This is a genomic window from Micromonospora sp. 067-2 (assembly GCF_046549295.1).
In the GTDB taxonomy this organism is placed as follows: Bacteria; Actinomycetota; Actinomycetes; order Mycobacteriales; family Micromonosporaceae; genus Micromonospora.
In genome coordinates, this window is sequence record NZ_JAJPWB010000007.1 from 301,412 (window position 1) to 324,540 (window position 23,129).

Consider the following 23,129-nt stretch of genomic DNA (forward strand, 5'->3'; position numbering starts at 1 on the left):
CAGTCGAACACCGGCCAAGTATGCCGGCCCGATGGGGCCTGCGCTCACCTACCGCCGACCGAGGCCTCTGGCACCGCCCGCCGCCCCCTGTCCGCCGCCGACCGCACGGTACCCGGTTGTGCGCGCACCGGCCGGTATGGTGGCGCCATGATCACCTGCGTCGTGCACTACACCATCAACCCCGCGCAGATCGAGGCGTTTGAACGCTTCGCCCGCGCGTGGATGCGCCTGGTGGCGACGCACGGTGGAGTGCACCACGGCTACTTCCTCCCCGCCGAGGGCGCCAGCGACCGAGCCGAGGCGCTGTTCAGCTTCGAGAGCCTGGCAGCGTACGAGCGTTACCGCGCGCGGTTCGGCAATGACCCGGAGTTCGTCGCGGCTGACAACATCCGCGACGAGTCGGGTTGTGTCGTGCGGTACGAGCGGACGTTCATGCGACCGCTCCTGCCGACTGATTGAGCGCGTACTCACCTCTGCCTCGGCCGGGGGTGGACACGCGAACCACCGTACGACCACGTCCCCGCCCGCAAGACCTCGCGGCCTGCGATCGCCATGTTGACAGGTCCAGCACGATGGCCTCATGGTTCGAGGATCCGACCTCGGGTGGTGGGGCAAGCACCCCTACGTCTACGTGGTGTTCACGACCACCGCCGCGACGGCGTGCTGGTCGACTCTGCTCGTGGCCGCGATCACGGTCCCGGAGGCCGCCATCGGCTTCGCAATGTGCAGTGGACTGTTCGGCGTACTCATGACGATCGCCGCTGTGTACGCCTGGCACTGGCTGCTCGTAGGCCGGCACCGCGACCGCCGTGCGAACGACAGGATGCGGTGGAAGTGGGACATGGCATTGCTGAGGGCCGGCCGAGCGTTTCTCTGGCTGATCTTCCTCGGGCTGCTGGTGGGGACCGCGGCCACGTTCTACGAAGGATGGCGGTTCGACCAGTATGGGGTGACGGCGGAAGCGGTCGTGACGAAGGTCGACGGTAGCGTCGCCACGGTCGCTGTCGCGGCCGGGGATGGCGATCGGTTGGGCGTGCTGGAGACCGACGGAGGCGGTCCGCAGTTGGCCGCCGGTGACCAGGTTCGAATCGTCTACGACCCTGACCCCGGCGCCGACGGCATCATCTTCGCCGATGAAGGGCCCTACGAGCAGGTGCTTCCGCTGGCGATCGGTACGGTGGTCGCGGGCGCGTTCGTCTTGGTGCCGTCCGCGCGTCGACGGCTCACCGTTTCCGCGCTCGAGCACTGGCGATCGTCCAATGGCCGTGTTCGCCCGCCGCGGTGAGCGCGGCCCTGTCGCCAACCGTGAGCGCCTCCGTGACGCGTCTTCCTGTCGATCGCGAGCGGGAACCGTGGCCGTCCCCATGTTCGGCGGGTGAGGTCGGTGTCTGGTGCCGGGATGCCGCGTGACCGAGGCATGGTCACCCCGATGCTCCCACTCGGTGGAAGGGGCGACCACGGCGGAAGGACGATCGTGCTCTGCCGTGGTCGCCGCTCGTCTGCCCCCAAGGGTGGTGTTCAGCGCATCTCGGGTTCATCGGGTGACAGCGAGCGCGCCTCGGGGTTGTGGCGACGGGCGAGGTGACTGATGCCGGTGATGGCGGCAGCGATCACCGTGACGAGGATTGCCAGTGGTAGCGGCTGACCGTCGAAGTGCTGCATCGCCGTGTTGGAGAGCAGCGGGTCGGGGATGAGCCACCCGGCAACGAAGCCGGTGAGTCCGACGCCGATGATGACGACGGTCCGGTGGCGGCGGACCGCGAAGGCGGCTCCGACAGCGACGGTGGCGGCGGTGAGGATCCCGATGACCGTCGGCACGGCGGCGGGAACGTAGACGCCGTGGCGTCCCCATTCTCCGGTGCCTTTCCAGGCGAGGATCCCGAGTGGGACGAGGGCCCACCAGAACAGGCGCGGCCGGGGCGCGGTCCACCGCTCGCGGGCGGCGATCGCCAGCAGGACAAGGATCAAGACCGGTGTGGCGTACGCGAAGAGCTGTTGACCGGGGTTGATTCCCATGTCGGCACCGCCGAGCACGTCGATGACGAACCAACCGACGATGACCGTCAGGAATATCGCTTGCAGGGTGAAGGCGGTCCGGTTTGCGCCGCCCAGCCAGGCGATCAGCGGTGCGAGGGGCAGCAGGCCGAGAACGACCATCTGCGGCCAGCTGGCGATGACGTCCGGCATGTCGGTGGCGAGGACGGCGCCGGTGAACAGGTCCAGGGTCTGACCGGCGGGCTGGGTGCTGGCCGCGACGAGCAGGGCACCGAGTCCGGTGGTGAGGGCCGCGGTGGTGACGGGCGTCGTGAGTCGCAGCCGGATCGCCAGGGCGATGATGTTCAGTGTCTCGTGCCGGCTCGGGTGCCGGCGGCCGTGGTCGAGATCGAGCAGCAGTCCGAGCAGTTCCTCGCCGCGGGCGGTGCGGTGCGTGGCTGGCAGGAGACGCAGCAGTCGTCGATATCGGCGCTCCAGGGGGCTCATGCCCGCGTTCATCCGATGGTCCCGAGGCGCGGGCCGTTGCGGGCGGCACGCTTGTTGAGGCGCTCCTCGGCGAGCCGGACCGCGGTGGCCATCCGCCGACTCTCAGCGCGGATGGCGTCTGCCCCCGTGTCGGTCAGTCTGTAGAAGCGGCGTAGCCGGCCCTTCTCCACCTCGTCGTGGTCGGGGGCGATGAGTCCCTGGGTGACGAGGCGGTCGAGGGCCCCGTAGAGGGTGCCAGCGCGTAACCGGATCCTGCCGTCGGTCATCTCGTCGACCTCTGTCACCACGCCGTAGCCGTGGCGAGGTTGATCGGCGAGGGCGGAGAGGATCAGGAACGTCTGCTCACTGATGTCCATGCACTATATATATCGTGCCACGATACATATAGCAACGATGTCGCGCGCTGGAGCACTCGACTGAATCCCGGGCGCTGACCGGGAACCACCTCGCGGCCGGCACCGTCGTAGAGATGTACGGTTTGTGTCCTTCCGTGCTGAAGGAACGATATGCGAGTAGTCGTCAGAGGGGTCGTCGTGGTGATGGCCCTGGCCGGACTGGCCGGATGTGCGGGCGCGACCACGGCGGCCGAAGCACCCCCCGATAGGCGGGAAGCGCCGCGGTCCGCTGCGGCAACCGGCACGCCGACAATCCGATCCGGATGGACCTCCTGCGCCGTCGCCGCCCCGTTAGCAGACGACGGACTCCCGCCCGACGCCCTCGCCCTGCCCCGCCCGGAACCGACTTCGCGGTGGCGGCCGCGGTCCATTGCCAGCTTGAGCCGAAGCGACGCGCCGACGGCCGGGCCGGGTGTCGCTCCCGTCCCCGGCGCGTCTGTGCGTGTACCAGGTGCCGGCGCAGCAGCTGGGGACGCCCCAGCCAGCCGGGACCTTCGAGTACGGATCACTCTTGCCACCGCAGCGGCGGGTGGCCATCGAACGGACGCTGGCGGTGCTGTCCCCGGCCAGGCAGTGCTCGGACTCCGCAGACCGCTTCGCCGTACTGCAGGACGCCACCATCACGGGCGACGTGGTCTACGTCGAACTCGACCACTGCCGACGGGTCCTGGCCACACCGCTGTACGGCCCCTGGATCGTGAGGTGCTGAGATGGATGCACTGAGCCTCATAACGGGCCTTCTTCCGCCGCCACCGATCCAGCGAACGAGAACCTGCCCCGGTGGACCGGCGCCGCGACGAGTGCCCACAACGCCGAGGCACTCAGGCAGAAATCCGCGGTCGACGAGGCCGTCGTCAGGTCGATCGGAGAGCCGGTCACCGCCGGCCTGGATGTTCTGCTCACCATCGGCCAGCGCTTCGTGGACGCGCCGGGCAGCATCCGGGACACCGCCACGCAGGTCGGCAACCACTCGAAGCCTCCCGGTGACGGTGGCCGGCGGCCGTCCGAGGATTGCGGCTGACGACCTGGCGGGTGAACCCGGCGGGCTCAGGTGAGGGCGGCGACCAGCAGCGCGAAGGCGCCGATGATGACGGCGACGCGGACGTAGTGGAAGCGGTCCCAGCGGTTCGTCTGCTGCCTCCAGTCGGCCGGCCGGTTCTCGGGTGTCCACGTCTTGGCCCGCTTGTTGATCGGGACGAGCAGCAGGATCGACATGATCACGCTGAGCATCAGCAGTGCGCCGGCGGTGACGACGAGGCCGGCGCCGTGGTGGTGCCATCCGGCGATCACCCAGACCGCGACGAGGACGAGCGAGGTGATGTACCAGACCGGCATCACGGCACCGAGCATCCGGCCCCCGTGGGCGCGGCCGAGTTGGCCGCTGTCCTGAGGGAGGGCGTTGAGGATCGGGTTGATGACGAAGGCGACGGAGAACTCCACCCCCACCATCACACCGACGACCACGGTGGTGATGACCTCGAGTGCGTCGAGCATGACGACCCTCCCTGCATCTAGCGCTGCTAGGTGAAGAGGCGAAGCTAGCACTGTCGTCGCTTGCATGTCTAGCGATGCTAGGATCTAGTCATGTCGGTACAGGAACGCAAGGAACGCGAGCGAGCGGAGCGTGAGCGCCTCATCGTGGCGACGGCGCGTGAACTCGCCGAGCAGCAGGGCTGGGACGCGGTCACCACCCGCCGGCTCGCCGAATGCATCGAATACAGCCAGCCCGTCCTCTACAGCCACTTCCGCGGCAAGCGCGAGATCATCGGCGCCGTCGCCCTCCAGGGCGCCACCGAGATGGCCGCCGCGGTGCGGGCCGCGACCGCCGCCGTGGACGGCCCGCACAGGCGGGTCACCGCCCTCGCGCACGCCTACCTTGACTTCGCCGCCCGCAACCCGGCGGTCTACGACGCCATCTTCGAGCTCGACGGCGGTCTCGCGTACGCGCAGGAGGACACTCCGGAACATCTCAAGGACGCTTTCGCCGCGCTACTGGAAAGCCTGGGCGAGGTCGCCGGGGACGGCGTCGCCCCAGGGCTGTTCACCGAGGTGTTCTGGGCGTCCCTGCACGGCCTGGCGACCCTGACCAGGACTGGACGGCTACTGCCGGAGGACACCGAGCCGAGGGTGGAGCTGCTGGTGGGCCGGCTCGCCATAATCTGACGCATCCCGCCAGGCACGCCACCCCCCAGAGTCAAGACCCCTGACGGGTCACCGCGCCAGACTCGTCGCGCAGCAGCGGCACCAGTTCGGCCGACCGGGTCACGCCGAGGCGACGAGTGCTCGGACCGCTTCGAGCCGAGCACGTGCCCGTAAATGCCGATCAGGCAGCGCCGCCTCTGCAACACCCAGATCACCGACCGCGGTCACGGCCGGCAGCGCCTCAGCCCGAACCAGCGCAGTACGGCTCACCAGTAACCCCCGCAACTGAGCCGGGCCCGTCGCGGCCTGAACGGCACCTCTGGCGCACTGGGCCCGGATCGGCAGGTCGTCGTCTTTCATCGCGGCCGTGATCAGCCGGCTCACACTCAACAGGCCTCCGGTCGTCGCGGCGCGGTACGCCTCCCGCCGGGTCCGACGATCCGGCGCTGCCAGCAACGGCTCCAAGCCGTCCAATGGCAGGTCCCGCAGGACACCTCCGACGCGCTCGGCCAGCCAGGCGCCCTGACCCCGACCGCGCAGGGCGAACGCCATCTCCCTGAGCTGAGTCAACGACCCCCGCGATGACGACAGCCAACCAGCCATCGTCACTGACCAGCCGGAGACTGCCGCCATCCACCACCGTCCGTCGCGGCACCGCCCGGCCCGTCCGTGGGTACGGCCGATCAGCTGCCGGCAGGGGTGCGCCTACACCAGCTCCCACCACCAGCAGCTCGAGCGACCGCACGGGCACGTATTTTCCCTCGGACTCAAGAACCCAGCCGCCCAGCGCGGCCGGACGAATTGCGGCAGACCGAGCGATCGGGGTGGGCTCAGATCCAATCAGGAATCGAGAAGCGGCCGGGTGTCGTCGGCCTTAACCTTCCCCAAGACGGCTGGCATCTCGCCGAGCCCTGAGCGCCGAGAGGCAGACCGAAATGCCGGCGAAGAACGGTACGACCGAGTCCAACGGCTTCAGCTCCGAAGAGCGTGCCGCGATGAAGGAGCGCGCCGCCGAGCTGCGTGCCGAGGGAAAGAAGGGCGCCAAGAAGGCCGACGGGCTGCAAGCGGTCCTGGACAGCATCGCGAAGATGACACCCGATGATCGTGTGCTCGCGGAGCGCGTGCATGTGACGGTGACCGCCAACGCTCCTGAACTGTCGCCCAGGACCTGGTACGGGATGCCCGCCTACGCGAACGCGGAGGACAAGATCCTCGTCGCCTTCAAGAATTCGGGGAAGTTCAACTCCCGCTATTCGACCCTGGAGTTCCAGGACGCCGCGAACCTTGATGATGGCGACATGTGGCCGGTGTCGTACGCGCTCCAGAAGTGGAGCCCGATCGTAGAGCAGAAGGTCATCGAGCTGGTGAAGACCGCGGTCTCCTGAACGTTCCGGCGGTGTCACGCCCAGATGCTGTCGCGCACCGTCCTGGGCAGTTTCGAGTCGGTGAACCCGATCCGGTGTTTCGCTCCGCCGCCGGACGTACGCACCACGGTCGAGCACGATATGGACGAATTTCCCGCCATGCTCGCTGGCGAACGTCCACAGCTTCTCGGCCTCAGAAGCCAGAGCCGTAATGTGGATCTCGAAGTCCCCCGACACCTCGGGCAACTCGCTTCCTCGCTCTGGTCCAGGCGATCGAGGTGACCCGACGTGGTGTCGACGGCATCCCTGACACGGTGTCGGGGGTTGGTCGTAAGTTCTGCAGCCGTGAGCGCCCTCCAGACGTACCGCTATCTTCAGCCGTCCACATTGCGCCGGGGTGACCTGGCGCTGCAGACCAGCGGCGGACCCGCCACCAACCCGCGGTTCTTCTCCGGTTTTCTGACGACTCCGCAGGCGGCGGCCGCCGGGCTACTGGCGGTCGCCGAAGTCGCCCGGACCCGGTATCACCAGCCGGTCGATCCGGCGAGCCTCGATCCCGTGGTCACCGGCAGCCGGGACCGGATGCGCTTCGAGTCGTTCTCCGGATGCTGCGGGGTGTACGCGCGGCTGGACGTCGTGCCGGCCGGGTTCGACGGCGACATCGTCGAGCACGGCACCACCAACGTCGACGTGAACGCGCCGCTGCGGGAGGCGCTGGCCCGGGTGAGCGGCATGGACCCGCTGCACCTGTCGGTGGGGCCGGACGACCTGACCGTGTCCACTCTCGATGCCGAGGTGGTGGAGAAGAAGGTGCCGCTGCCCGGACGTTGGCTGCGGGGTTTCGCCGAGGTCCATCTGCTCGCCGCGGCCATGGAGCCGCGGGCGGAGATCCCGGCGGCGGAGGCGGCCACCTTCCTGCGCCGGCTGCCGGCGGGCAACGACCGGTCGGTGCTCTGGGTGGTGCCGGCCGGGCGCTCGCTGCGGCTGACCTCGCGCCCGGTGTCCGGCGCGGTGTGCCTGGCTGGCGCCGGACGGCTCGCCACGCTGCGTGGGCTGCTCCGCTACGCGAAGACCCTGCGGGTGTACGGGCCACCGGCGGCGCCCGGGTCGCCGCCGCTGCCGAGTGTGTGGGAGCTCGACACCGGGGCGCTGCGGCTGTCGCTGACCCTGTCGCCGGAGTCCTACCGGGGTTTCTCCGGCGAGGGCGGCGCGCTGACCGCGCTAGCCACGGACGACGTCGCCGACGACGCCGCGCTGGTCGCCGCGCTGCTGTCCTGGGACCCGACGATCGATGTCCACGCGTTGGCCGCCTCGGCGGGGATCTCGGCGGACCGGGTCCGGGCGGCGCTGGCCCAGCTGGGCACCGCCGGCCGGGTCGGCTTCGACGTGGCCGAGGCGGGCTACTTCCACCGAGTGCTGCCGTACGACGCCGGCCGGGCCGAGCGGGACAATCCCCGGCTGGTCGGGGCGCGGGCACTGGTCGAGGCGGGCGCGGTCACCCTCGACGGCGAGGCGGCGACCGTACGCCACGGCGACGAGGTCTACCGGGTCCGCCGCCGGACGGACGGCTCGTACACCTGCTCCTGCCCCTGGTGGGCGCGGCACCGCGGTCAGCGCGGGCCCTGCAAGCACGCGCTCGCCACGACGATGGTGGGCGCTCCGGTGGAGGTCGGGGCGTGATCGATCCGTTCGAGTTCCTGGTCAGAGGTGACATCGGTGCGGCCGTACAGGCGGTCACCGGCCTCGACGAGCAGGAGCGGCGGTCGTTCGCCGACGGGCTGGTGGCCCACGTGCGCCGGCGGCGCGACACCTGGTGGTGGAACAACGAGGCGACGGCCCTGGCGGTGGCCGCGGTCGGGTGCCTGCCCACCGCCGCCGCGGCGGCCGAGGTGCTCGGTCGGCGGAACGTGTCGCTGCGGGGCGCCGACGCCGGGCTGGTGGTCCAGGTCGCACGGACGCGCGGGGTGCCCTGGCTGGCCGAGCTGGCGTACCGGCTGGTGGACCGGCTCCGCCGAGACGACCCGATGGACGGCTGGGGTTTCGTCGCCGAGCTGGTTACCGCCGAGAAGGCGGCGACACCCAACGGTGACCAGTTCGTCGAGGGGTGGCTCGCCCTGATGGCGTGGCCGCCGGAGTGGCAGCGACCGGTCCCGCTGGTGGACCGGCTCCGGGCGGACGTGTTTCTCGACGCCCTGGTGCCGCGACTGTTCGAGGTGGACGGCGCCGGGACGCGGATGTCCTTCGACGAGTTGATGACCGACGAGAAGCTCGCCCTGCCGCGCGCGCTGGCGCGACTGGCCGGCGAGGGCCGCCTGGACCGGACGATGCTGCTCGACGGCTGCGTGAGCCGGCTGTTACGCGGCGACCGGCCGGCCGCGTTGCGCGCGTTCGTCACTCTGCACGCCCTGCTGGAGCCCACCGCCAGCGAGGTCGACCGGCATCGCGGAGACTACCTGCGCCTGCTCGCCGACTCCCCCGGGTCCGTGGCGTCGATGGCGCAGAAGACGCTGCGGGCGCTCGACGGCGTGGAGGTCGAAGGGCTGCTCGACGCGTCGCGGGCCGTCCTCGTCCGGCCCGACAAGGCGCTGGTCCGCGCCCAGCTCGGTTGGCTGGACCAGCTCGCCCGCCGGCACCCCGACCGGGCGGCGGAGATCGCCGAGGTCATCGCGACAGCGGTTGACCACCCGGCGGCGGACGTCCGCGACCGGGCCGACACGCTCGCGGCCCGACACGGGCACGTGGTGGCCCCGCGTTTCGCGGTCGGCGCGGCGGGCGACGACCTGCCGCCACCGGCCGGCCCGCTGCCCGCGCCCCCGGCCATCACCGACCCGGACGAGCTGGCGGAGGAGGCCGCCTCCCTGCTCGGCGGCCCGATGACGGCCTCCGGTCTGGAACGGGTCCTCGACGCAGTGGTCCGGGTCGCCGGTGGCGACCGGGCCCGGCTGAAAGACGCCCTGATTCCGGTGCTGCGGCGGCACCGCGCCGGCGCGGAGGAGCACCCGTGGGATCCGTACTCCCTGTGCGGTCTCCTCGGCGGGGTGCTGCACGCGGCGGCCGACCCGGTCGAGGGAGGCGTACGGCGGGGACGGTGGGCCGCGATGCTGGCGGCGTTGCGGCGCCGCACACCGGGCGGACCGTCCCTCGATCCACGGGTACCCCCGCCGCACCGGCTGCTACGCGCCCGGCTGGCCGAGATCGGTGACCGCGTCGGCCCGCCCCAGCACCCCGGCCTGCTCGCGGCTCCGACCACGGCAAACGGCACCATCGACCCCGAGGTCCTGTACGACCGTCTGACCCGGCTCGGCCAGCGCGGCGCCTGGGAGGTGGACCTGACGCAGGCCCTGCTGCGGCTGCCCGCGCGGGTCGACGAGCCCCTCGCGGCCAGGGCGGCGGCGCTCGGCACGCCCGCCGGTGACCGGCTCGCCGGATGGCTGCGCGCCGGCGGCCTACCGACCCCGGACCAGCGAGTGGTCACGCTGCCCCGCCGAGAGCGCCGGCGGGGCTACGACTGGGCGCACGAGCACCTGCCCCGGCAGCGGACGCACGTGCTCGTCAGCCCACCGGAGGGCGTCGACGACCCGTTCGGCCTGCTCACCGTGCCGGCCGGATCCGTGGACAGCTACGTCGGCGGCGCGGCTCTGCTCTGGCCGGCGGTGCTGCCCGGCTACCGGGGGCTGGTCGCGGCGTACGCGCTGCCCGACATCGCCAGCGGCGCCGACCAGGACCTGTCCGGCAGCGCCGCGATCCTGCCGCTGCTCGCCGAGTGCGGCGGCGACGGCGGTCCCGCCGTCGACCTCGCCCTCGCGTACGGACTGGGTGCCCGGCACGAGTCCGACCGGGTCGCCGCCGTTGACGCCCTGCTGATGCTGGCCGCCGCCGGCGACCTGGACGCTCCCACGGTCGGGGCCCACCTCGGTGCCCTCGCCGCCGTCGGTGACCTCACGTTGACCCGTACCCTGCAACCGCTGCGCGACGCGGCCGCCGCTGGTGCCCCGCTCAGCATCTGGCGCCTGCTCGCCGCCGCGTTGCCCGCACTGCTCGCGGCGCCGAAGGCCGCGCGCGGCACCCCGGACCTGTTAACCCTGGCGGCAGAGACAGCGGGCGCGACCGGCGCCCGGATCGACGTGCCCGGACTGGCCGAGGTCGCCGCGCGCGGCGGGTCGAACCGGCTGGTCACCGAGGCACGGCGCCTGGCCGCCGCACTCGACAGGTGATTCTTGTGGCGAAGCGTGGAGGGAAGTCGACGCTATGGATGACGTGAACGCGCCGGGCCGTCCGGCTCGGCCGCCCGCCGGAGCACCGGTCACCACCCCCGTGGCGGTGCCGTCGGCGTGGGCATGAGGACGACCACCGCATTGATCATCGATTTTCTGAGGGGCAACCGAAGATCGTGCGGTGGCCCTGGGTCAGGCCACGACGACAAACGACTAGAGATCAACCAACCCGAGGTGGTCCATTTTCAGCCGGACCACGGCGGTCAGGGTAGGGATGGGGTTCGTGTCGGGAAGGCCACGAACCATCACCCCCACAACCGGCGATGCACTCCCACGTAGGCAGGAGCTGAAACAGCGTAGGGTCGGCGTGCGGTGAGGACCGCGCACGCCGCGCGGGTCCTCCGTCACCTGCACGCCGCGATTAAGCGAGTAACACGCTGCACGTTCACCTACCTGCTCCAGGAGGTTCGATCATGTCCAAGGACTCGACGACCAAGGCGAACGTCAAGAAAAAGGGTAAGACGATCAAGGAGAAGCAGACTGCGAAGCGCCTGAAGCGCGACGAGCAGAGCGGGCGTTCCTCAAACATCGTGTCCACCGGGCGCTGACGCCGGCAGCATCGCTCAGTTGTCCGAGTGCGGCGATGAGGGTGGGGGCTGACGACCGTCGGATCCCCACCTGCTCGCTGCGGCCGTAGAGCTGCGACGGTGCCCTCGTGGGTGAGGTGGTCGGGCACGGCAATCGCGAGCCGATTGTCGTCGGGGCCTACCGGTGATTCGCGTCTTGGGACGATCACGAGCTCGCCGACCCGAACGCTTCGGCACGCGACGAAGGGTCGAATCTCTGGTGGGGACCCGATGGCTTTGGACCCTCACGCCGGAGATGACCATCAGAGGCGAGTAGCGGTTCGGACGAGATCGGCTACGGCCCGGGAGCGGCTGCGTGGTGGCCAGGCCATGACGGTGGTGATGCGGGGGGCGTCGATGACCGGGATGGCGACGACGTCCTCACCCAGTTGTGCTCGACAGGAATCGGGGGCGATCATCATCGTCCTGTCGAGTGCGATGAGTTGTAGGAGTTGCGCGTGGTTCTGGACCTCCGGTCCGGGACCCTCGATGTAGGTACCGTCCGGCCGAGGCCAGCGAGGCTGCGGCAGGTCGGTGCGATCGATCGTCTCGGCTACGTTCAGGTGCGTACGGGTGGCGAGGGGATGCCCGGCCGGGAGGACGGCCACCTGACCTTCGGTGATCAGTTCCTCGGTGTCGAAGCCCGTTGTCTCGTCGATGGGCGGGTGCAGGATTGCCACGTCGGCGTGACCACTTCGAAGCAGGCGAGTCTGCTCTCCTGAATCGCACAGCAGGACGTCGACGTGGATCGATCCTGGCTCGGCGGCGTAGGCGCGCAGCAGCTTGGCGAGCAGTTCGCTGGAGGCGCCGGCTTTGATCGCCAGGACGACGCTGGGCTGACCGAGTGCGGCGAGGGAGGCGCGTCGGGCGCGTTGTTCGGCGGCCTCCAAAGCTTCCAGCGCTGCTCGCCCCTCGTGCAGGAGCACCGCGCCGGCCTCGGTGAGAGAGATCGGCCGGCTGTTGCGCTGCAGCAGTGCCGCGCCCAGGCGTCGTTCGAGCTGCATGATCGTTCTGGACAGTGGCGGCTGAGCGATTCCCAGGCGCTGCGCGGCCCGGCCGAAGTGCAATTCTTCGGCGACGGCGATGAAGTAGCGCAATTCCCGACTGTCCACGCTACTCAGCGTACGGTCGTCTTCGCCGCCACAGCATACCTTCTGGGTATCGCGCATGACCTAGCCGGTCTTGCAGGCCGAGAGGCGGGCCACGCACGATCGGAACATGACGGAAACCAAGATCGCCCTGGTCACAGGGGCCAACAAGGGCATTGGGTACGAGATCGCGGCGGGCCTCGGTGCGCTCGGCTGGAGCGTCGGTGTCGGGGCCCGCGACCAGGTGCGGCGCGAGGAGGCAGTGACCCGGTTGCGTGCCGCCGGCGTCGATGCTTTCGGTGTGGCGCTGGATGTCGCGGATGACCGTAGTGTCGCCGAAGCCGCTGAGTTCATCGCCGGCCGTACTGGGCGTCTGGACGCCCTGGTCAACAATGCCGGCATCACCGGCGGTGGGCCGCAACAGCCGAGTTCCGTCGACCCGCAGATCATCCGTACGGTGGTGGAGACCAACGTGATCGGGGTCATCCGCGTCACCAATGCGATGCTGCCGTTGCTGCGCCATTCGGCTTCGCCGCGGATCGTCAACATGTCCAGCAGCGTCGGCTCTTTGACGCGGCAGTCCGGCCCTGGCGGCGAGACCACCACGGGTCCGGTCGCGGTGGCCTACGCCCCTTCGAAGACGTTTCTGAACGCGGTGACCCTTCAGTACGCCCAGGAACTGGCGGACACGAACATCCTGATCAACCTCGCCTGTCCGGGTTTCGTCGCCACCGACCTGAACGGTTTCCGCGGCGTGCGTACTGCGGCTGAAGGGGCAGCGACTGCCATTCGGCTGGCGACGTTGCCCGACGGTGGTCCCACCGGCGGCTTCTTCGAGGACGCCGGGGTCGTGCCCTGGTGACGGAGCCCCGCCCGTTGCGATTCCACCCGTACTACTCGCATGCAATGAGAAGGAAGCTGCCATGAACATCGCCGTTCTCGGCACCGGAAAGGTCGGGTCCGCCCTCGGGGCGCGCTTGGCCATCTCGGGCCATCACGTCGTCTACGGATCACGAAATCCCGCCGAAGCCTCCGGCGCGCTCAGCCAGCGCGAGGCCGTAGCGTCCGCCGATGTGGTCATCACCGCCATTCCCGGCTCGGCTGTGGTCAGCACGCTGGAGGAGATCGGCGAGGACGTCCTCGGCAACAGGATCGTGCTGGACCCGTCGGCTGCGCTGACCCCGCAGCTGACGATGGCCTCCTACGGCGACAGTGTCGCCCGCCAGGTCCAGGCGCGCTTTCCCCGTGCCCGTGTCGTCAAGGCGCTCAACACGATGAACTTCACGATCATGGTGGAGCCAAGGTCATCGCTGTCGCAGGCCACGGTCTTCGTGAGCGGCGACGACCAGGCGGCCAAGCGTGCGGTCCGCGGTCTGCTGACCGATCTGGGGTGGCCCCAGGACTGGATCCTGGATCTGGGCGACATTGGCACCGCGCTGGCCACCGAGCACGCCGCACCTCTGTTCTTCGCTACCGCCATGGCGTTGAAGACGCCGACGTTCAACATCTCCGTCTCCCGGTGACGCCAGGGCCGAGAAACAGCAGTCGCTGCCAGGCAGTACCGGCTTCACTGCCGCCTCCACGGTCGATGACATCCTCACCGGAATCGACCTCTCCGGCCGGAACGTCGTTGTCACCGCCGGCCACACCGGCCTCGGGGCGGTGGTGACGCGCGCTCTGGCCGCAGCGGGTGCGTCGGTGACCGTCGGCGCTCGCGACCCTCAGCGCGCCGCGGAGGTGGGGTGATGTGAACGACTGATCGACGGATCCGGAAACCCCATCATCGACCCGGCGGTGGGAAAGAAGACACCGCAGCAGGGTGCTCTCGACGACGAACAACACCGAAACAGGAGAACATCTGTGAGCACGCCATTCACCGCATCCACCGGCCTACCTGTCAATGCGGCCAAGCCCGTCATCACCTTCAGCCCCGTGACGCTGCCGGTGCCGGGACGCCCGGTTCCGCTGGAAATCAAGGTCTCCGCACCCGCCACCGGTGGGGACCTGCCCGTCATCCTGTTCTCCCACGGGCACGGGCGGTCGAACTTCCTGTCCTCCCTGCACGGCTACGGCCCCCTTGTCGATTTCTGGGCCGCGCACGGCTTCGTCGTCCTGCAGCCCACGCATCTCGACTCCAGCGGGCTGGGCCTTCGCGACAACGGCACCGAGGGCGCACCGCTGTTCTGGCGATCGCGCGTCGAGGACATGCACGTCCTCCTCGACCACGCGAACGAGATCGAACAGGTCGTGCCGGGCCTTTCCGGACGTGTGAACTGGACCAGGATCGCCGCCGTCGGACACTCCCTCGGTGGCCACACCGTCAGCATGCTCGCCGGGATGACGGTGACCAGCCGTGAGGGCGGCACGGTCCTCGACCGGCGCGACGAGCGCATCACCGCAAGCGTGATCATGGCCGGCCCCGGCACCGGAGAGGACCTGGCCGGCTTCGCGGCGGAACATTACCCGGACCTCGCTGGCACACGCTTCGACACCATGACCGGACAGGCCCTCGTCGTGGTCGGCGAGAAGGACCACAACCCCATGTTCACCGACCGGGAGGACTGGCGCGCGGACCCGTATCACCGCAGTCCCGGCGAGAACAAGACGCTGCTCACCGTACGCGAGGGCGAGCACATGCTCGGTGGCGTCTCCGGGTACGACGCCGCCGAGACGACCGACGAGAACCCCGAGCGTGTCGCAGCGGTACGCGCACTGATCTGGGCCTACCTTCGCAGCGCCCTCATCCCCGGCGACCCGACCTGGACCGAAGCCGCAGAAGCGTTGGACGCGAGGGACAATCCCTGGGGACGGATCGACTCGAAGCCCGGACGGTGAGGGTCTCACCGCGACCAACAGCGAGCGGTGCGGAACCCACGGTCAGGACACCGCGCTGCGAGGCTTGGAACCGGTCCTCGTCGATGGAACGGTGGGGGCAGACACCTCGGTGGGTAACCTGTCGGGTGCCTGCCCCCGCGCGTCGTTCAGCCCCGGCGCCACTTCTGGTTGGCACCACCGCCGCAGGTCCACAACTGCAGGACGGCGTCGTTGTTCGGGTTCCAGTCCTTGATGTCCACGCACTTGTTGGCCTGCGGATTGACGAGGTCGCCGGCGCCGCTGAGGACGAACTGCTGGGCGGCATTGCCGGAGCAGTTGGCGATTTGGATAGCGGCACCGTCGGCAGTGGAACCCCAGGCGACGTCCATGCACTTGTTGTTCTCGGTCCGCAAGGTGCCGTTGACGAATTCCCAGCGCTGGTTGGTGCCGCCGGTGCAGTTCCAGACAATCAGGCGTTGACCGTCGTTGAAGTTCCAGTTCGGCACGTCGATGCACTTGTTGTGCCAGTTGCTGATGATGGCCGAGCCGGTGGCCGGGGGCGGCGTGGGGGGCGGCGGACTGCCACCGGTGAACGGCGAGAGGATGATCGCCGCCGAGCGGGGGTCTCCGTGGTGCACCAGCGACTCGAAGCCGCCGACATCGTCATAGGCGAAGCCGTACGCCTTGCCGTCGGCCATGTTGGCGTGGACGATCCGCGAGTAGTGATTGGGCGCACTGTTGCGGTAGAACTGGTTCGCATCCAGCACCGGTTCCTGGGTCGAGGTGCCCAGGGTGCCCCGGTTCAGCGCGGTGCAGAGCGTCCGTTTGATCTCCGGCTCGATGAACGGCGGCGTGTTCGGAGCGTTGAATACTCCGTCGCAGCCCCAGACGTTGGCCGTGCTGGGCTTGGCGACCGTGGCGACCTGGGCACCGGTGGAGTCGGTGAAGTTCATGGTGTTGCCGTTGACGCGGCCGAAGAACCGGCGGTTCGGCTCGTTGACCCTGGGCACCACGGTGAGCGTACGGCCGGTGTAGGCGTTCCACGCCGAGGTGATGTACCCGTCCAGGTAGTTCGGGCTCATCAGGCCGGCGTCCATCGCCTTGCCGGGCGCGAGAACCCGCAGGACGGTGCCGTCGGAGCGGGTGTACACGGAGCGGGCGAATTCCGGGATCGCCCGGATCTGGCTGATCACATTCTCCCGGCCGTTCGCGACCGGGTCTCCGGTGCGGATCGTTCGTCCGTCGGCTCCGGTGACGCTCACGGCGTGCGGGATGGCGAACATGTCCACCTGGGAGCTGTTGAGCCACAGGCCGGAGTCGTTGTAGGTGAACTCGGACCAGTCGAACAGGATGTCACGGTTCGGGTCACCGCCGGCCCACGGCGCGGGTTGGACGAGCCCGCTGGGGCTGAGGCGGAAGTCCAGCTTCCGGCCGAACGAGAAGTACATCCGAGCCGAGATGAACCGCGGAAAGAGTACGGTGACGCTGCTCCCGTTGCCGGGACCGGGGATCGCGACGTCCGGGGCGGGGGTCGGTGGCAGGCCGCCAGCAGGCCAGGCCGAGAATTGTCCAGCCGCGTTGACGTAGCCGAGCCGCCCGCCCGGGCGGATGTCCTGTCCGAGGATGTAGAGGAACACCGCCTCGCCGCGGCCGGAGTTGTTCGTGACGGTGACGGGTAGTAGATCGGGCCCGACCGCCTGAACCGGCTGCGGCATGACGACGACAATCGACACGGCGGTGACGAGGACCGCCACGACGGCGCCGAGGGCCAGCCTGAGGCGGCCTAGCATCGACAATCTCCTGTTCACCCGAACCTCCTGAATCGGCCTGGCCTGGCACGACGTCGGCCAGGAGAATGAGAGAGCGCTCTCACAGAGTCATGGCCATCGATGCAAATGTCAACAACAATCGTAAGTTTTGTTACCTGTTGCCTGTTGCCCGATCGCGAGCCGCAGGCCGTGGTTGGCGGGGTTGCCCGCTGGACGGCACTACCGCCAACGGTCGAGTCCGGGCTCATTGGCCCTGCTTTCGCGCGACGATCAACGAGGGCAAGGGGTCTGAGCAGGTAGAACTCGCACGGACAGCGCCAACATGGCCATAAGGCATGCCACCGTCGCGCGCGGGTAGATGCGGGCATGCCACGGCCACCTCACCGATCCAGCGAACGACAGACCGACCGCGATGATCCACACGGGGCGCGGGCACGGTCGTTGCTCCGGGACTGGGAGGCACGCGGCAGGACGACAAGACGGACACACCGCCGACAGATCACGCTGTACCTCATCGTGGCGATGCAGGCCGGGCTAGCCGCAGGTCTGGCATGGGCGCTGGCTCGACAGCTCGCCGTGAGCGCCAACCCGGTCTTCGCCCCGATCTCCGCCGTGGCGACCATCGCCGCCGCGGTCGGACAGCGACTACGCCGGACTGTTCAACTCATCGCGGGTGTGGCCCTGGGCGTTGGCATCGGCGACGCGCTGATCGCGCTGATGGGCCGAGGCGCCGCCCAGCTCGGATTGATCGTCATCGCGACGATTCTGCTGGGCATCGCGCTCACTGGCCGCAGCGGCGTCATCCCCCAAGCTGGCGGCACCGCCGTGCTGGTGTCCACCGTCGCCCCGCAGGCCCCGCGCGTCGACGGTCCTCAGATCGCCAACGCCGTCATCGGAGGTCTGATAGCCCTTGTCGTGGTCATCGTCGTGTTGCCGCTGAACCCCCTGAGGACAGTGGAACGCGCCGCCAGACCCCTACTGGAGACACTGTCCCGACAGTTGGCGGCGGCCAGCAGAGCCATCGAAACCCGGGACGCCGCCGGTGCCCTACGCGCCCTCGATCAGTTCCGAGCGATGGGCAGTCAGGTCAATGACTTCACCGATGCGCTGCAGGGCGCCGCGGAGGTCACTCATTACTCGCCGCAGCGACGGCATCGACGCAACTCTCTACAGCAGTATCAGCAGACGGCCGACCACGCGCCGCGGGTCGTCAATGCTGCTTCCGGCCTGGTACGGCGAGCAGCCACCGCGATCAACGACCAAGAGCCGCTGCCGTCGACCCTCGCCGACGCCGTGGCCGAACTCGGCCAGGCCGTCCAGGAGTTGCACCGCAGTTGCTCTTACGGGCGACACCCCGATCAAGCCCGCCATCGCAGCCTCAAGGCGGTCTCGCAAGCCGCGAAGGCGGGTGCTGACGGTTTGCGCCTTTCGGGCACGGTCGTGCTGGCCCAGGTGCGAACTGCTGCCGCGGAGCTACTGCAGGCGACCGGCCTGTCGCGGCGGGACGCCAACCGGCTGGTGCGCCAAGCCGCACACCTCGGCGCCAGCACCGCACCATGAGCACGAGGCCGGTGCCGGTCGGGTGCGCGAGGACGAGTGGCCTGCCAACACAGCTGTGTGAGTCTCTGCTACCTGCTCATCGCCACGCGTCGGCCGCGCGGCGCACGTAGTCCTCGAAGGGAGCCGGATCTCGACTGAGCACGCGCCGCACGCCGTCGGTGGTCACGGCCTCGCTGCCGGTGCGGATCGCGCTGAGCGCCGCGATCCCGACGGCGATCGCGTGATCATCGAGCCCATCAGCCCGCAACCGGTCACGGTAGGCATCCTCGGTGACGGGGACGTACTCAACGTGCCGACCCGACTGCGCGGAGATCAGCGCCACGGCCTCCCCGAGCGAGACGGCTCGAGGGCCGCTGAGCTCGATCGCCTCGCCGTCGTGACCGCCGTCGACGAGCAGCGTCGCGACGACGTCCGCGATGTCCTCGGCGTCGATCCAGGCGGCCGCACCCGCACCGACCGGAAGTTCGAGCCGCCCCGCGCGCACGGAACCGAGGAACTCGCCCTCGTCGAAGTTCTGCATGAACCAGCCAGGCCGCACGATCGTCCAGGCGGCGCCGCTCGTCATCACGCCGGTCTCACCCTCGACGATCTGCGGCGCGAGTACGTTCTGATCGTCAAAGTAGCCTGGCGTCGTCACGCCGCGGGCGGAGAGCAGCACGATCCGCCGGACACCGGCCCTCGTGGCCCGTTTCGCGAAGGCGGCCGCGGCCCGGCTGCCCTCAGCCGGGGCCAGATAGAGGGCCTGCACCCCGTCGAGCACCGCGTCCCAACTGCCCTCGTCCGTCCAGTCCAGGGCAGGGTCTGTCGAGCGGGACACGCTGCGCACCGCAGCTCCTCGTGTGCGCAGCCGCTCAGCGACTCTCTTGCCCGTCTTGCCCGTGCCGCCGGTAACGAGGAAGAGTCCACCCATTTGCCCGACGCTAGTGCGAGATGCCCCCGGCGGCAAGCGGGTTGTCTGGAAGGACACCGCTCACGAAGAAGTCATCGCCGACGCGACGGTTGGGCAGGCCCGAACACGCTTGCAACGGTGTGGCGGAAGCGACCTGACATCCGCGTCAGTTGCCGTCCGCGCGCCGGTGGGACGACGAGCGGTCACCATGGGTGTCCGGCCTGGCCAGCCCCCTCACCTCATTGCCCAACCTCCCCCGTCACGGAGGGCTGCCACATCAGGCCCAGATGTACTCCTCGGCGATCGCACCCTCGCGCCACCTGGCGACGGTGACCATGCGGCTGCCGTCTTCCAGCTCGCCGACGACACAGGTCCACTCCCCCGAGCCGAAGGCGATCGGGTGGGCGGTGATTCGCGGCGGCGTGCCGCCCGCTGACTCGACGTAGGCCTTCATGGCGTCGATGTGCTGCTCGATCCCGCGCGTCGGTGCCTGGCCATGCCAGTCGGCCAACACGTCGTCGGTGTGGTGGTGGGCGAAGACCCCGTTCCAATCGGCGTTGTTCCACCCCACGAAATCAAGATCATCCATGCTCTTCAGGTTGGATTTGACCGGATCGTGTCCCATGAATGTTTACCCTCCCAGTCGTTCTTCCATTTGTCGGACGTGACCCGCGACGGCGCCGGGCCAGTGCCTACCGTGGTGACAGGGCGACCACCTGTGCCTCGGTTCAGATGTTGGAGCCGTCTGGCGGCAGATCAGTAGGCGACTGCGGTGAGCCGCCTACGTCCTCGGTTTCCGGACAGGTCATTCCGATGGTGTAGGCCGTCATCGACAACGATCCGTAGGCGAGACCGTCGACAAGGACCTCGACGTCCCCTGCGCCCGCGACTGAGGCAAGGCCAGCGAGGTAGAGGGCAGGGATGAAATGGTCAGGTGTCGGTACCGCATGCCGGAAGTCACGGTGAGCGTCAAGGGTCGCGAGTTCGGCGGGGTTGGTCGTCATGCCGTGCCTGGCGGCCTCGTCGAAGCGTCGCGCCCAGTCGTAGCCGTCGTCGGTGAGCTTCCAGTTCATCGCGCTCAGGTTGTGCACGATGTTCCCACTGGCCACGACGAGGACCCCGCGTCGCCGCAGGGCGGCGAGTTTTGCGCCGAGTTGAAGGTGGTAGTCCAGAGGCTTGTCGGCGTTGATACTCAGCTGTACGACCGGGATCGAGGCATCTGGGAACGCGTGGACCAGAACCGACCACGTTCCATGATCGATGCCCCAGCTGTCGACATCAGCGCCGACCCAGGTGGGATGGACGACGTCACTGATCTCTTCGGCCAGCTCGGGCAGTCCGGGGGCGGGGTACCGCACCTCGAACAGCGCCGGTGGGAATCCGTAGAAGTCGTGGATGGTCCGCGGCCTTGGCATCGCGGTGACGGCGGTGGCGTTGATGTACCAGTGCGCGCTGACTACCAGGATGGCTCGAGGACGGGGTACCGCAGCGCCGAACGCTTTCCACGCCGCGGTGTACCGGTTGACCTCGAGGGCGTTCATGGGGTTGCCGTGCCCGATGAAAGCCGCAGGCATCTCCGCAGCCGATGCGTTGAGGGAATCCACGTAGACGTTCCGCCTTCCCCGATCGCCCGAAAGCCGGACACTCGGCCATCCTCAGGCCCTGCGACCCCGCACATCACCAGCGTAGTGCTCGGTCGGTCGTCAACTACCGAACTTGACTCATCTCGTGACACGCGGACCTCATGCACACCCGAGCACGTACGCGCCGGTTGGGAAGTGTGTTGAGCGACTGCGGCCCCCTCTCCTCAGATTCGCGACGTACGCCTCAAGCGGCGCAGCCGCCTGGTTGACTTCCTTCTGTCCGGCGGTGGCGACGGCACGGGGTCTGCCTCCTCTCAGCCGGGGGCCGCCCTCACTCGATGCCAACGGCTTTGCCGGGAATGGGCGAAGGATCGGCTGCTAGCGTGACGGGCGTCGTTTGGCACGCGACGGTCCGCACCGGGTTCGTCGTCACCACAGGCCTCCACAGTCGACTCGAGAGCAGCCGATCATGAACGATGCTATGCAGCGACAGCGCCGGGGCAACCGGATCGCGATGACGGCGGAGGACATCGACACATTCCTTGCCGAGCAGCGGGTCTGCCGCCTGGCCACGATCGGGCTCGACGGGCCGCATGTGACGCCATTGTGGTTCTGCTGGCACCACTCCGACCTCTGGCTGTACTCGATCGCTCGCAGCCAACGCTTCAGCGACGTTCGGCGGGATCCTCGCGTCAGCGCCGTCGTCGACGACGGGCACGACTACCTCGACCTGCGCGGCGTGGAGATCACCGGCATCGTGGAGACGGTCGGCGAGGTGCCGAGAGTGGGCGAGCCCAACGAGCAGCTTCCCGACGTCGAGGCGACGTTCGCCGAGAAGTACTTCGGTATGCGGGACCTGCCCTACGACGGCAAGCACGCCTGGCTGAGGCTACGACCAACGAAGATCACGAGCTGGGACTTCCGCAAGCTGGCAGGTGGGTGACACCGTACGATCGCCGCGCTTTCGGCCCGCACCGAGTCTCGGGAGACAGGTATCGATCCCGGCGGCCCACCGGTCGACGAGTTCGTCCTGCCAAAACGCGTCCGACGACCACCCGCTTCGTCGCGGAGAACCGCGCGAACGAGATCTCGTGCGACCCTGCCCGCTGACCGTCCACCGACCGCAGTAAGCAGCAGAAGCCCACGGCGGAATCAGCAGGTACACGTCGCGAGTCCGCGAGCCGTGGATCCAGGGGTGCGCCCATCTCGGCCTCAGCCTGGGGATCCGCCCGTCCCGACAGCGCCTCGACCAGACGCTGAAAGCGCCGTTGATCCTCGATCCGGTACACGGCTGAAGCATGTCATGACCAGGACTGCCGATCCGTGATCGGCAGGACAGGCCCGAGGCGGGGAACGTCCCACGAGCCGGCAGAGGCACCCGCTATTCGGCTCGGTGCAGGGCTGTACCGTCGCGCCATGGTTGATCAAGAATTCATTTGCCGCAGCTGCGGCCAGCGGCACGCAGGCCTCCCATTCTCCTACGGGGCCGAAGCGCCGGCGTACTGGCGCGACGATCTCGCCAGCGACGAGCGCAGCATTCTCGACGACGAGACCTGCGTCATCCAGGCGCAGCACTACTTCGTCCGGGCCCGGCTGATCATCCCTGTCCTCGACGCCGAAGACGACTTCGACTGGGGCGTCTGGGTCTCGCTCAGCAGGGACAGCTTCCGCCGCATGCTTGACCTGTGGACCACCCCCGGCCGGGAGCAGGAACCGGCGTACTTCGGTTGGCTATCTACCGAGCTTCCGGCATACCCCGTGGGAACGCTGAACCTCAAGACAGAGGTGCACTCCGAGCCAGTAGGCACTCGCCCACACGTGGTACTCGAACCAACCGACCACCCGCTAGCAGTGGAACAACACAGCGGCATCACGATGAAACGAGTACAGGAGATCGCTGAGCTGCTCCTCCATCCAAGGGGATAGCTACCACGTCCGGGATCCTCCACCCATGGGCATCGTCAGCGTGATCCTCGTCGTCGGCATCAGTCCAGGCGAAAGGACCTGTTCATGGGCATGGAGTTGATCGGACGGCGACTGTCGGGCGAGGATCTGCGGACAGTGTTGGACGAGCGATGACGGCCAGCATGCTGCTATTCGGCGACCTCGACGACGTCGCCGCCACCGCGCTGAATCGAGCCTGCGGTAGATCCGGACGACTGGTCTGAGCAGCGGATCGTCGACTACGCGATCGCAGGCTGTTC

At 68.8% G+C, this 23,129-nt stretch carries 24 protein-coding genes; 14 read left to right on the forward strand and 10 right to left on the reverse strand.

Translation table 11 applies throughout. From position 1 onward, the window contains the following. The first annotated feature begins 162 nt into the window (after window positions 1–162). Window positions 163–459, forward strand: a complete 297-nt coding sequence (locus ACLJN9_RS18960) for an NIPSNAP family protein (protein ID WP_410812755.1) — start codon at window positions 163–165, stop codon at window positions 457–459. 220 nt (window positions 460–679) lie between these two features. Continuing rightward, window positions 680–1,285, forward strand: coding sequence for a hypothetical protein (locus ACLJN9_RS18965; RefSeq protein WP_410812756.1), 606 nt, complete (start codon window positions 680–682; stop codon window positions 1,283–1,285). A gap of 233 nt (window positions 1,286–1,518) precedes the next feature. Here the strand turns inward: ACLJN9_RS18965 and ACLJN9_RS18970 are convergent, their stop codons facing one another. Then, window positions 1,519–2,481: a hypothetical protein gene (locus tag ACLJN9_RS18970; protein ID WP_410812757.1), complete on the reverse strand. Its 963-nt coding sequence runs from the start codon at window positions 2,479–2,481 to the stop codon at window positions 1,519–1,521. 8 nt (window positions 2,482–2,489) lie between these two features. Next, on the reverse strand, window positions 2,490–2,837 hold the full coding sequence (locus ACLJN9_RS18975) for a PadR family transcriptional regulator (RefSeq protein ID WP_410812758.1): 348 nt from the start codon (window positions 2,835–2,837) through the stop codon (window positions 2,490–2,492). Window positions 2,838–3,387: 550 nt separating this feature from the next. On the opposite strand from ACLJN9_RS18975, the gene ACLJN9_RS18980 reads away from it, so the two are divergent. Beyond that, window positions 3,388–3,585 (forward strand): hypothetical protein, encoded by a 198-nt coding sequence (locus tag ACLJN9_RS18980; protein ID WP_410812759.1) that lies wholly within the window; start codon window positions 3,388–3,390, stop codon window positions 3,583–3,585. Window positions 3,586–3,923: 338 nt separating this feature from the next. Here the strand turns inward: ACLJN9_RS18980 and ACLJN9_RS18985 are convergent, their stop codons facing one another. Beyond that, the gene (locus tag ACLJN9_RS18985) at window positions 3,924–4,370 is read right to left on the reverse strand and encodes an anthrone oxygenase family protein (RefSeq protein WP_410812760.1); all 447 of its coding nucleotides are present in this window, start codon (window positions 4,368–4,370) and stop codon (window positions 3,924–3,926) included. 90 nt (window positions 4,371–4,460) lie between these two features. Here ACLJN9_RS18985 and ACLJN9_RS18990 point away from each other — a divergent pair, with 90 nt between their 5' ends. Further along, on the forward strand, window positions 4,461–5,039 hold the full coding sequence (locus ACLJN9_RS18990; protein ID WP_410812761.1) for a TetR/AcrR family transcriptional regulator: 579 nt from the start codon (window positions 4,461–4,463) through the stop codon (window positions 5,037–5,039). A gap of 99 nt (window positions 5,040–5,138) precedes the next feature. On the opposite strand, the gene ACLJN9_RS18995 is transcribed toward ACLJN9_RS18990, so the two are convergent. After that, entirely contained in the window at window positions 5,139–5,570 is a 432-nt protein-coding gene (locus tag ACLJN9_RS18995) for a hypothetical protein (RefSeq protein WP_410812762.1), read from the reverse strand. Window positions 5,571–5,953: 383 nt separating this feature from the next. On the opposite strand from ACLJN9_RS18995, the gene ACLJN9_RS19000 reads away from it, so the two are divergent. From ACLJN9_RS19000 to ACLJN9_RS19015, 4 genes are all read left to right on the forward strand, one after another. Continuing rightward, on the forward strand, window positions 5,954–6,403 hold the full coding sequence (locus ACLJN9_RS19000) for an iron chaperone (RefSeq protein WP_410812763.1): 450 nt from the start codon (window positions 5,954–5,956) through the stop codon (window positions 6,401–6,403). 324 nt (window positions 6,404–6,727) lie between these two features. Beyond that, window positions 6,728–8,062 (forward strand): SWIM zinc finger domain-containing protein, encoded by a 1,335-nt coding sequence (locus ACLJN9_RS19005; RefSeq protein ID WP_410812764.1) that lies wholly within the window; start codon window positions 6,728–6,730, stop codon window positions 8,060–8,062. Continuing rightward, entirely contained in the window at window positions 8,059–10,596 is a 2,538-nt protein-coding gene (locus tag ACLJN9_RS19010; RefSeq protein ID WP_410812765.1) for a DUF6493 family protein, read from the forward strand. The genes ACLJN9_RS19005 and ACLJN9_RS19010 overlap by 4 nt, the downstream gene beginning before the upstream one ends. Before the next feature lie 473 nt (window positions 10,597–11,069). Then, window positions 11,070–11,204, forward strand: coding sequence for a hypothetical protein (locus ACLJN9_RS19015; RefSeq protein WP_410812766.1), 135 nt, complete (start codon window positions 11,070–11,072; stop codon window positions 11,202–11,204). Window positions 11,205–11,485: 281 nt separating this feature from the next. Here the strand turns inward: ACLJN9_RS19015 and ACLJN9_RS19020 are convergent, their stop codons facing one another. After that, window positions 11,486–12,334 (reverse strand): LysR family transcriptional regulator, encoded by an 849-nt coding sequence (locus tag ACLJN9_RS19020; RefSeq protein WP_410812767.1) that lies wholly within the window; start codon window positions 12,332–12,334, stop codon window positions 11,486–11,488. Window positions 12,335–12,440: 106 nt separating this feature from the next. Between ACLJN9_RS19020 and ACLJN9_RS19025 the strand changes: the two genes are divergently transcribed. Continuing rightward, the gene (locus ACLJN9_RS19025; protein WP_410812768.1) at window positions 12,441–13,172 is read left to right on the forward strand and encodes an SDR family oxidoreductase; all 732 of its coding nucleotides are present in this window, start codon (window positions 12,441–12,443) and stop codon (window positions 13,170–13,172) included. Window positions 13,173–13,233: 61 nt separating this feature from the next. Further along, window positions 13,234–13,833, forward strand: a complete 600-nt coding sequence (locus ACLJN9_RS19030) for an NADPH-dependent F420 reductase (RefSeq protein WP_410812769.1) — start codon at window positions 13,234–13,236, stop codon at window positions 13,831–13,833. Here ACLJN9_RS19030 and ACLJN9_RS19035 read toward each other — a convergent pair. After that, entirely contained in the window at window positions 13,811–14,152 is a 342-nt protein-coding gene (locus ACLJN9_RS19035) for a hypothetical protein (RefSeq protein WP_410812770.1), read from the reverse strand. The genes ACLJN9_RS19030 and ACLJN9_RS19035 overlap by 23 nt on opposite strands. A gap of 18 nt (window positions 14,153–14,170) precedes the next feature. On the opposite strand from ACLJN9_RS19035, the gene ACLJN9_RS19040 reads away from it, so the two are divergent. Beyond that, a complete protein-coding gene (locus tag ACLJN9_RS19040; RefSeq protein WP_410812771.1) occupies window positions 14,171–15,145 on the forward strand; it encodes an alpha/beta hydrolase family protein in 975 nt (324 codons plus the stop codon). A gap of 146 nt (window positions 15,146–15,291) precedes the next feature. On the opposite strand, the gene ACLJN9_RS19045 is transcribed toward ACLJN9_RS19040, so the two are convergent. Then, complete coding sequence (locus ACLJN9_RS19045; protein ID WP_410812772.1) at window positions 15,292–16,914, reverse strand: beta-1,3-glucanase family protein; 1,623 nt, start codon at window positions 16,912–16,914, stop codon at window positions 15,292–15,294. 501 nt (window positions 16,915–17,415) lie between these two features. Here ACLJN9_RS19045 and ACLJN9_RS19050 point away from each other — a divergent pair. Beyond that, entirely contained in the window at window positions 17,416–18,453 is a 1,038-nt protein-coding gene (locus ACLJN9_RS19050; protein WP_410812904.1) for an FUSC family protein, read from the forward strand. Window positions 18,454–18,529: 76 nt separating this feature from the next. Here ACLJN9_RS19050 and ACLJN9_RS19055 read toward each other — a convergent pair whose 3' ends face one another. The 3 genes from ACLJN9_RS19055 to ygiD all read right to left on the reverse strand — a co-directional run bounded on the left by ACLJN9_RS19055 (window position 18,530) and on the right by ygiD (window position 20,946). Then, the gene (locus ACLJN9_RS19055) at window positions 18,530–19,363 is read right to left on the reverse strand and encodes an NAD(P)H-binding protein (protein WP_410812905.1); all 834 of its coding nucleotides are present in this window, start codon (window positions 19,361–19,363) and stop codon (window positions 18,530–18,532) included. 256 nt (window positions 19,364–19,619) lie between these two features. Then, on the reverse strand, window positions 19,620–19,967 hold the full coding sequence (locus tag ACLJN9_RS19060) for a hypothetical protein (RefSeq protein WP_410812773.1): 348 nt from the start codon (window positions 19,965–19,967) through the stop codon (window positions 19,620–19,622). Window positions 19,968–20,070: 103 nt separating this feature from the next. After that, entirely contained in the window at window positions 20,071–20,946 is an 876-nt protein-coding gene (ygiD, locus tag ACLJN9_RS19065; protein ID WP_410812774.1) for a 4,5-DOPA dioxygenase extradiol, read from the reverse strand. Between the two features lie 448 nt (window positions 20,947–21,394). Between ygiD and ACLJN9_RS19070 the strand changes: the two genes are divergently transcribed. Further along, window positions 21,395–21,868, forward strand: coding sequence for a pyridoxamine 5'-phosphate oxidase family protein (locus ACLJN9_RS19070; protein WP_410812775.1), 474 nt, complete (start codon window positions 21,395–21,397; stop codon window positions 21,866–21,868). Window positions 21,869–22,341: 473 nt separating this feature from the next. After that, window positions 22,342–22,851 carry a DUF2199 domain-containing protein gene (locus ACLJN9_RS19075; RefSeq protein WP_410812776.1) on the forward strand — a complete coding sequence of 170 codons (510 nt, stop codon included), beginning with the start codon at window positions 22,342–22,344 and terminating at the stop codon, window positions 22,849–22,851. The last annotated feature ends 278 nt before the right edge of the window (window positions 22,852–23,129 follow it).

Bases quoted from the DNA above. Each gene is read 5' to 3' on its own strand.
- ACLJN9_RS18970 (WP_410812757.1), bottom strand. From the start codon at position 2,481: ATGAGCCCCCTGGAGCGCCGATATCGACGACTGCTGCGTCTCCTGCCA.
- ACLJN9_RS18975 (WP_410812758.1), bottom strand. From the start codon at position 2,837: ATGGACATCAGTGAGCAGACGTTCCTGATCCTCTCCGCCCTCGCCGAT.
- ACLJN9_RS18985 (WP_410812760.1), bottom strand. From the start codon at position 4,370: ATGCTCGACGCACTCGAGGTCATCACCACCGTGGTCGTCGGTGTGATG.
- ACLJN9_RS18990 (WP_410812761.1), top strand. From the start codon at position 4,461: ATGTCGGTACAGGAACGCAAGGAACGCGAGCGAGCGGAGCGTGAGCGC.
- ACLJN9_RS18995 (WP_410812762.1), bottom strand. From the start codon at position 5,570: ATGGCGTTCGCCCTGCGCGGTCGGGGTCAGGGCGCCTGGCTGGCCGAG.
- ACLJN9_RS19000 (WP_410812763.1), top strand. From the start codon at position 5,954: ATGCCGGCGAAGAACGGTACGACCGAGTCCAACGGCTTCAGCTCCGAA.
- ACLJN9_RS19015 (WP_410812766.1), top strand. From the start codon at position 11,070: ATGTCCAAGGACTCGACGACCAAGGCGAACGTCAAGAAAAAGGGTAAG.
- ACLJN9_RS19025 (WP_410812768.1), top strand. From the start codon at position 12,441: ATGACGGAAACCAAGATCGCCCTGGTCACAGGGGCCAACAAGGGCATT.
- ACLJN9_RS19030 (WP_410812769.1), top strand. From the start codon at position 13,234: ATGAACATCGCCGTTCTCGGCACCGGAAAGGTCGGGTCCGCCCTCGGG.
- ACLJN9_RS19045 (WP_410812772.1), bottom strand. From the start codon at position 16,914: ATGCTAGGCCGCCTCAGGCTGGCCCTCGGCGCCGTCGTGGCGGTCCTC.
- ACLJN9_RS19050 (WP_410812904.1), top strand. From the start codon at position 17,416: ATGCAGGCCGGGCTAGCCGCAGGTCTGGCATGGGCGCTGGCTCGACAG.
- ACLJN9_RS19055 (WP_410812905.1), bottom strand. From the start codon at position 19,363: ATGGGTGGACTCTTCCTCGTTACCGGCGGCACGGGCAAGACGGGCAAG.
- ACLJN9_RS19060 (WP_410812773.1), bottom strand. From the start codon at position 19,967: ATGGGACACGATCCGGTCAAATCCAACCTGAAGAGCATGGATGATCTT.
- ACLJN9_RS19070 (WP_410812775.1), top strand. From the start codon at position 21,395: ATGAACGATGCTATGCAGCGACAGCGCCGGGGCAACCGGATCGCGATG.
- ACLJN9_RS19075 (WP_410812776.1), top strand. From the start codon at position 22,342: ATGGTTGATCAAGAATTCATTTGCCGCAGCTGCGGCCAGCGGCACGCA.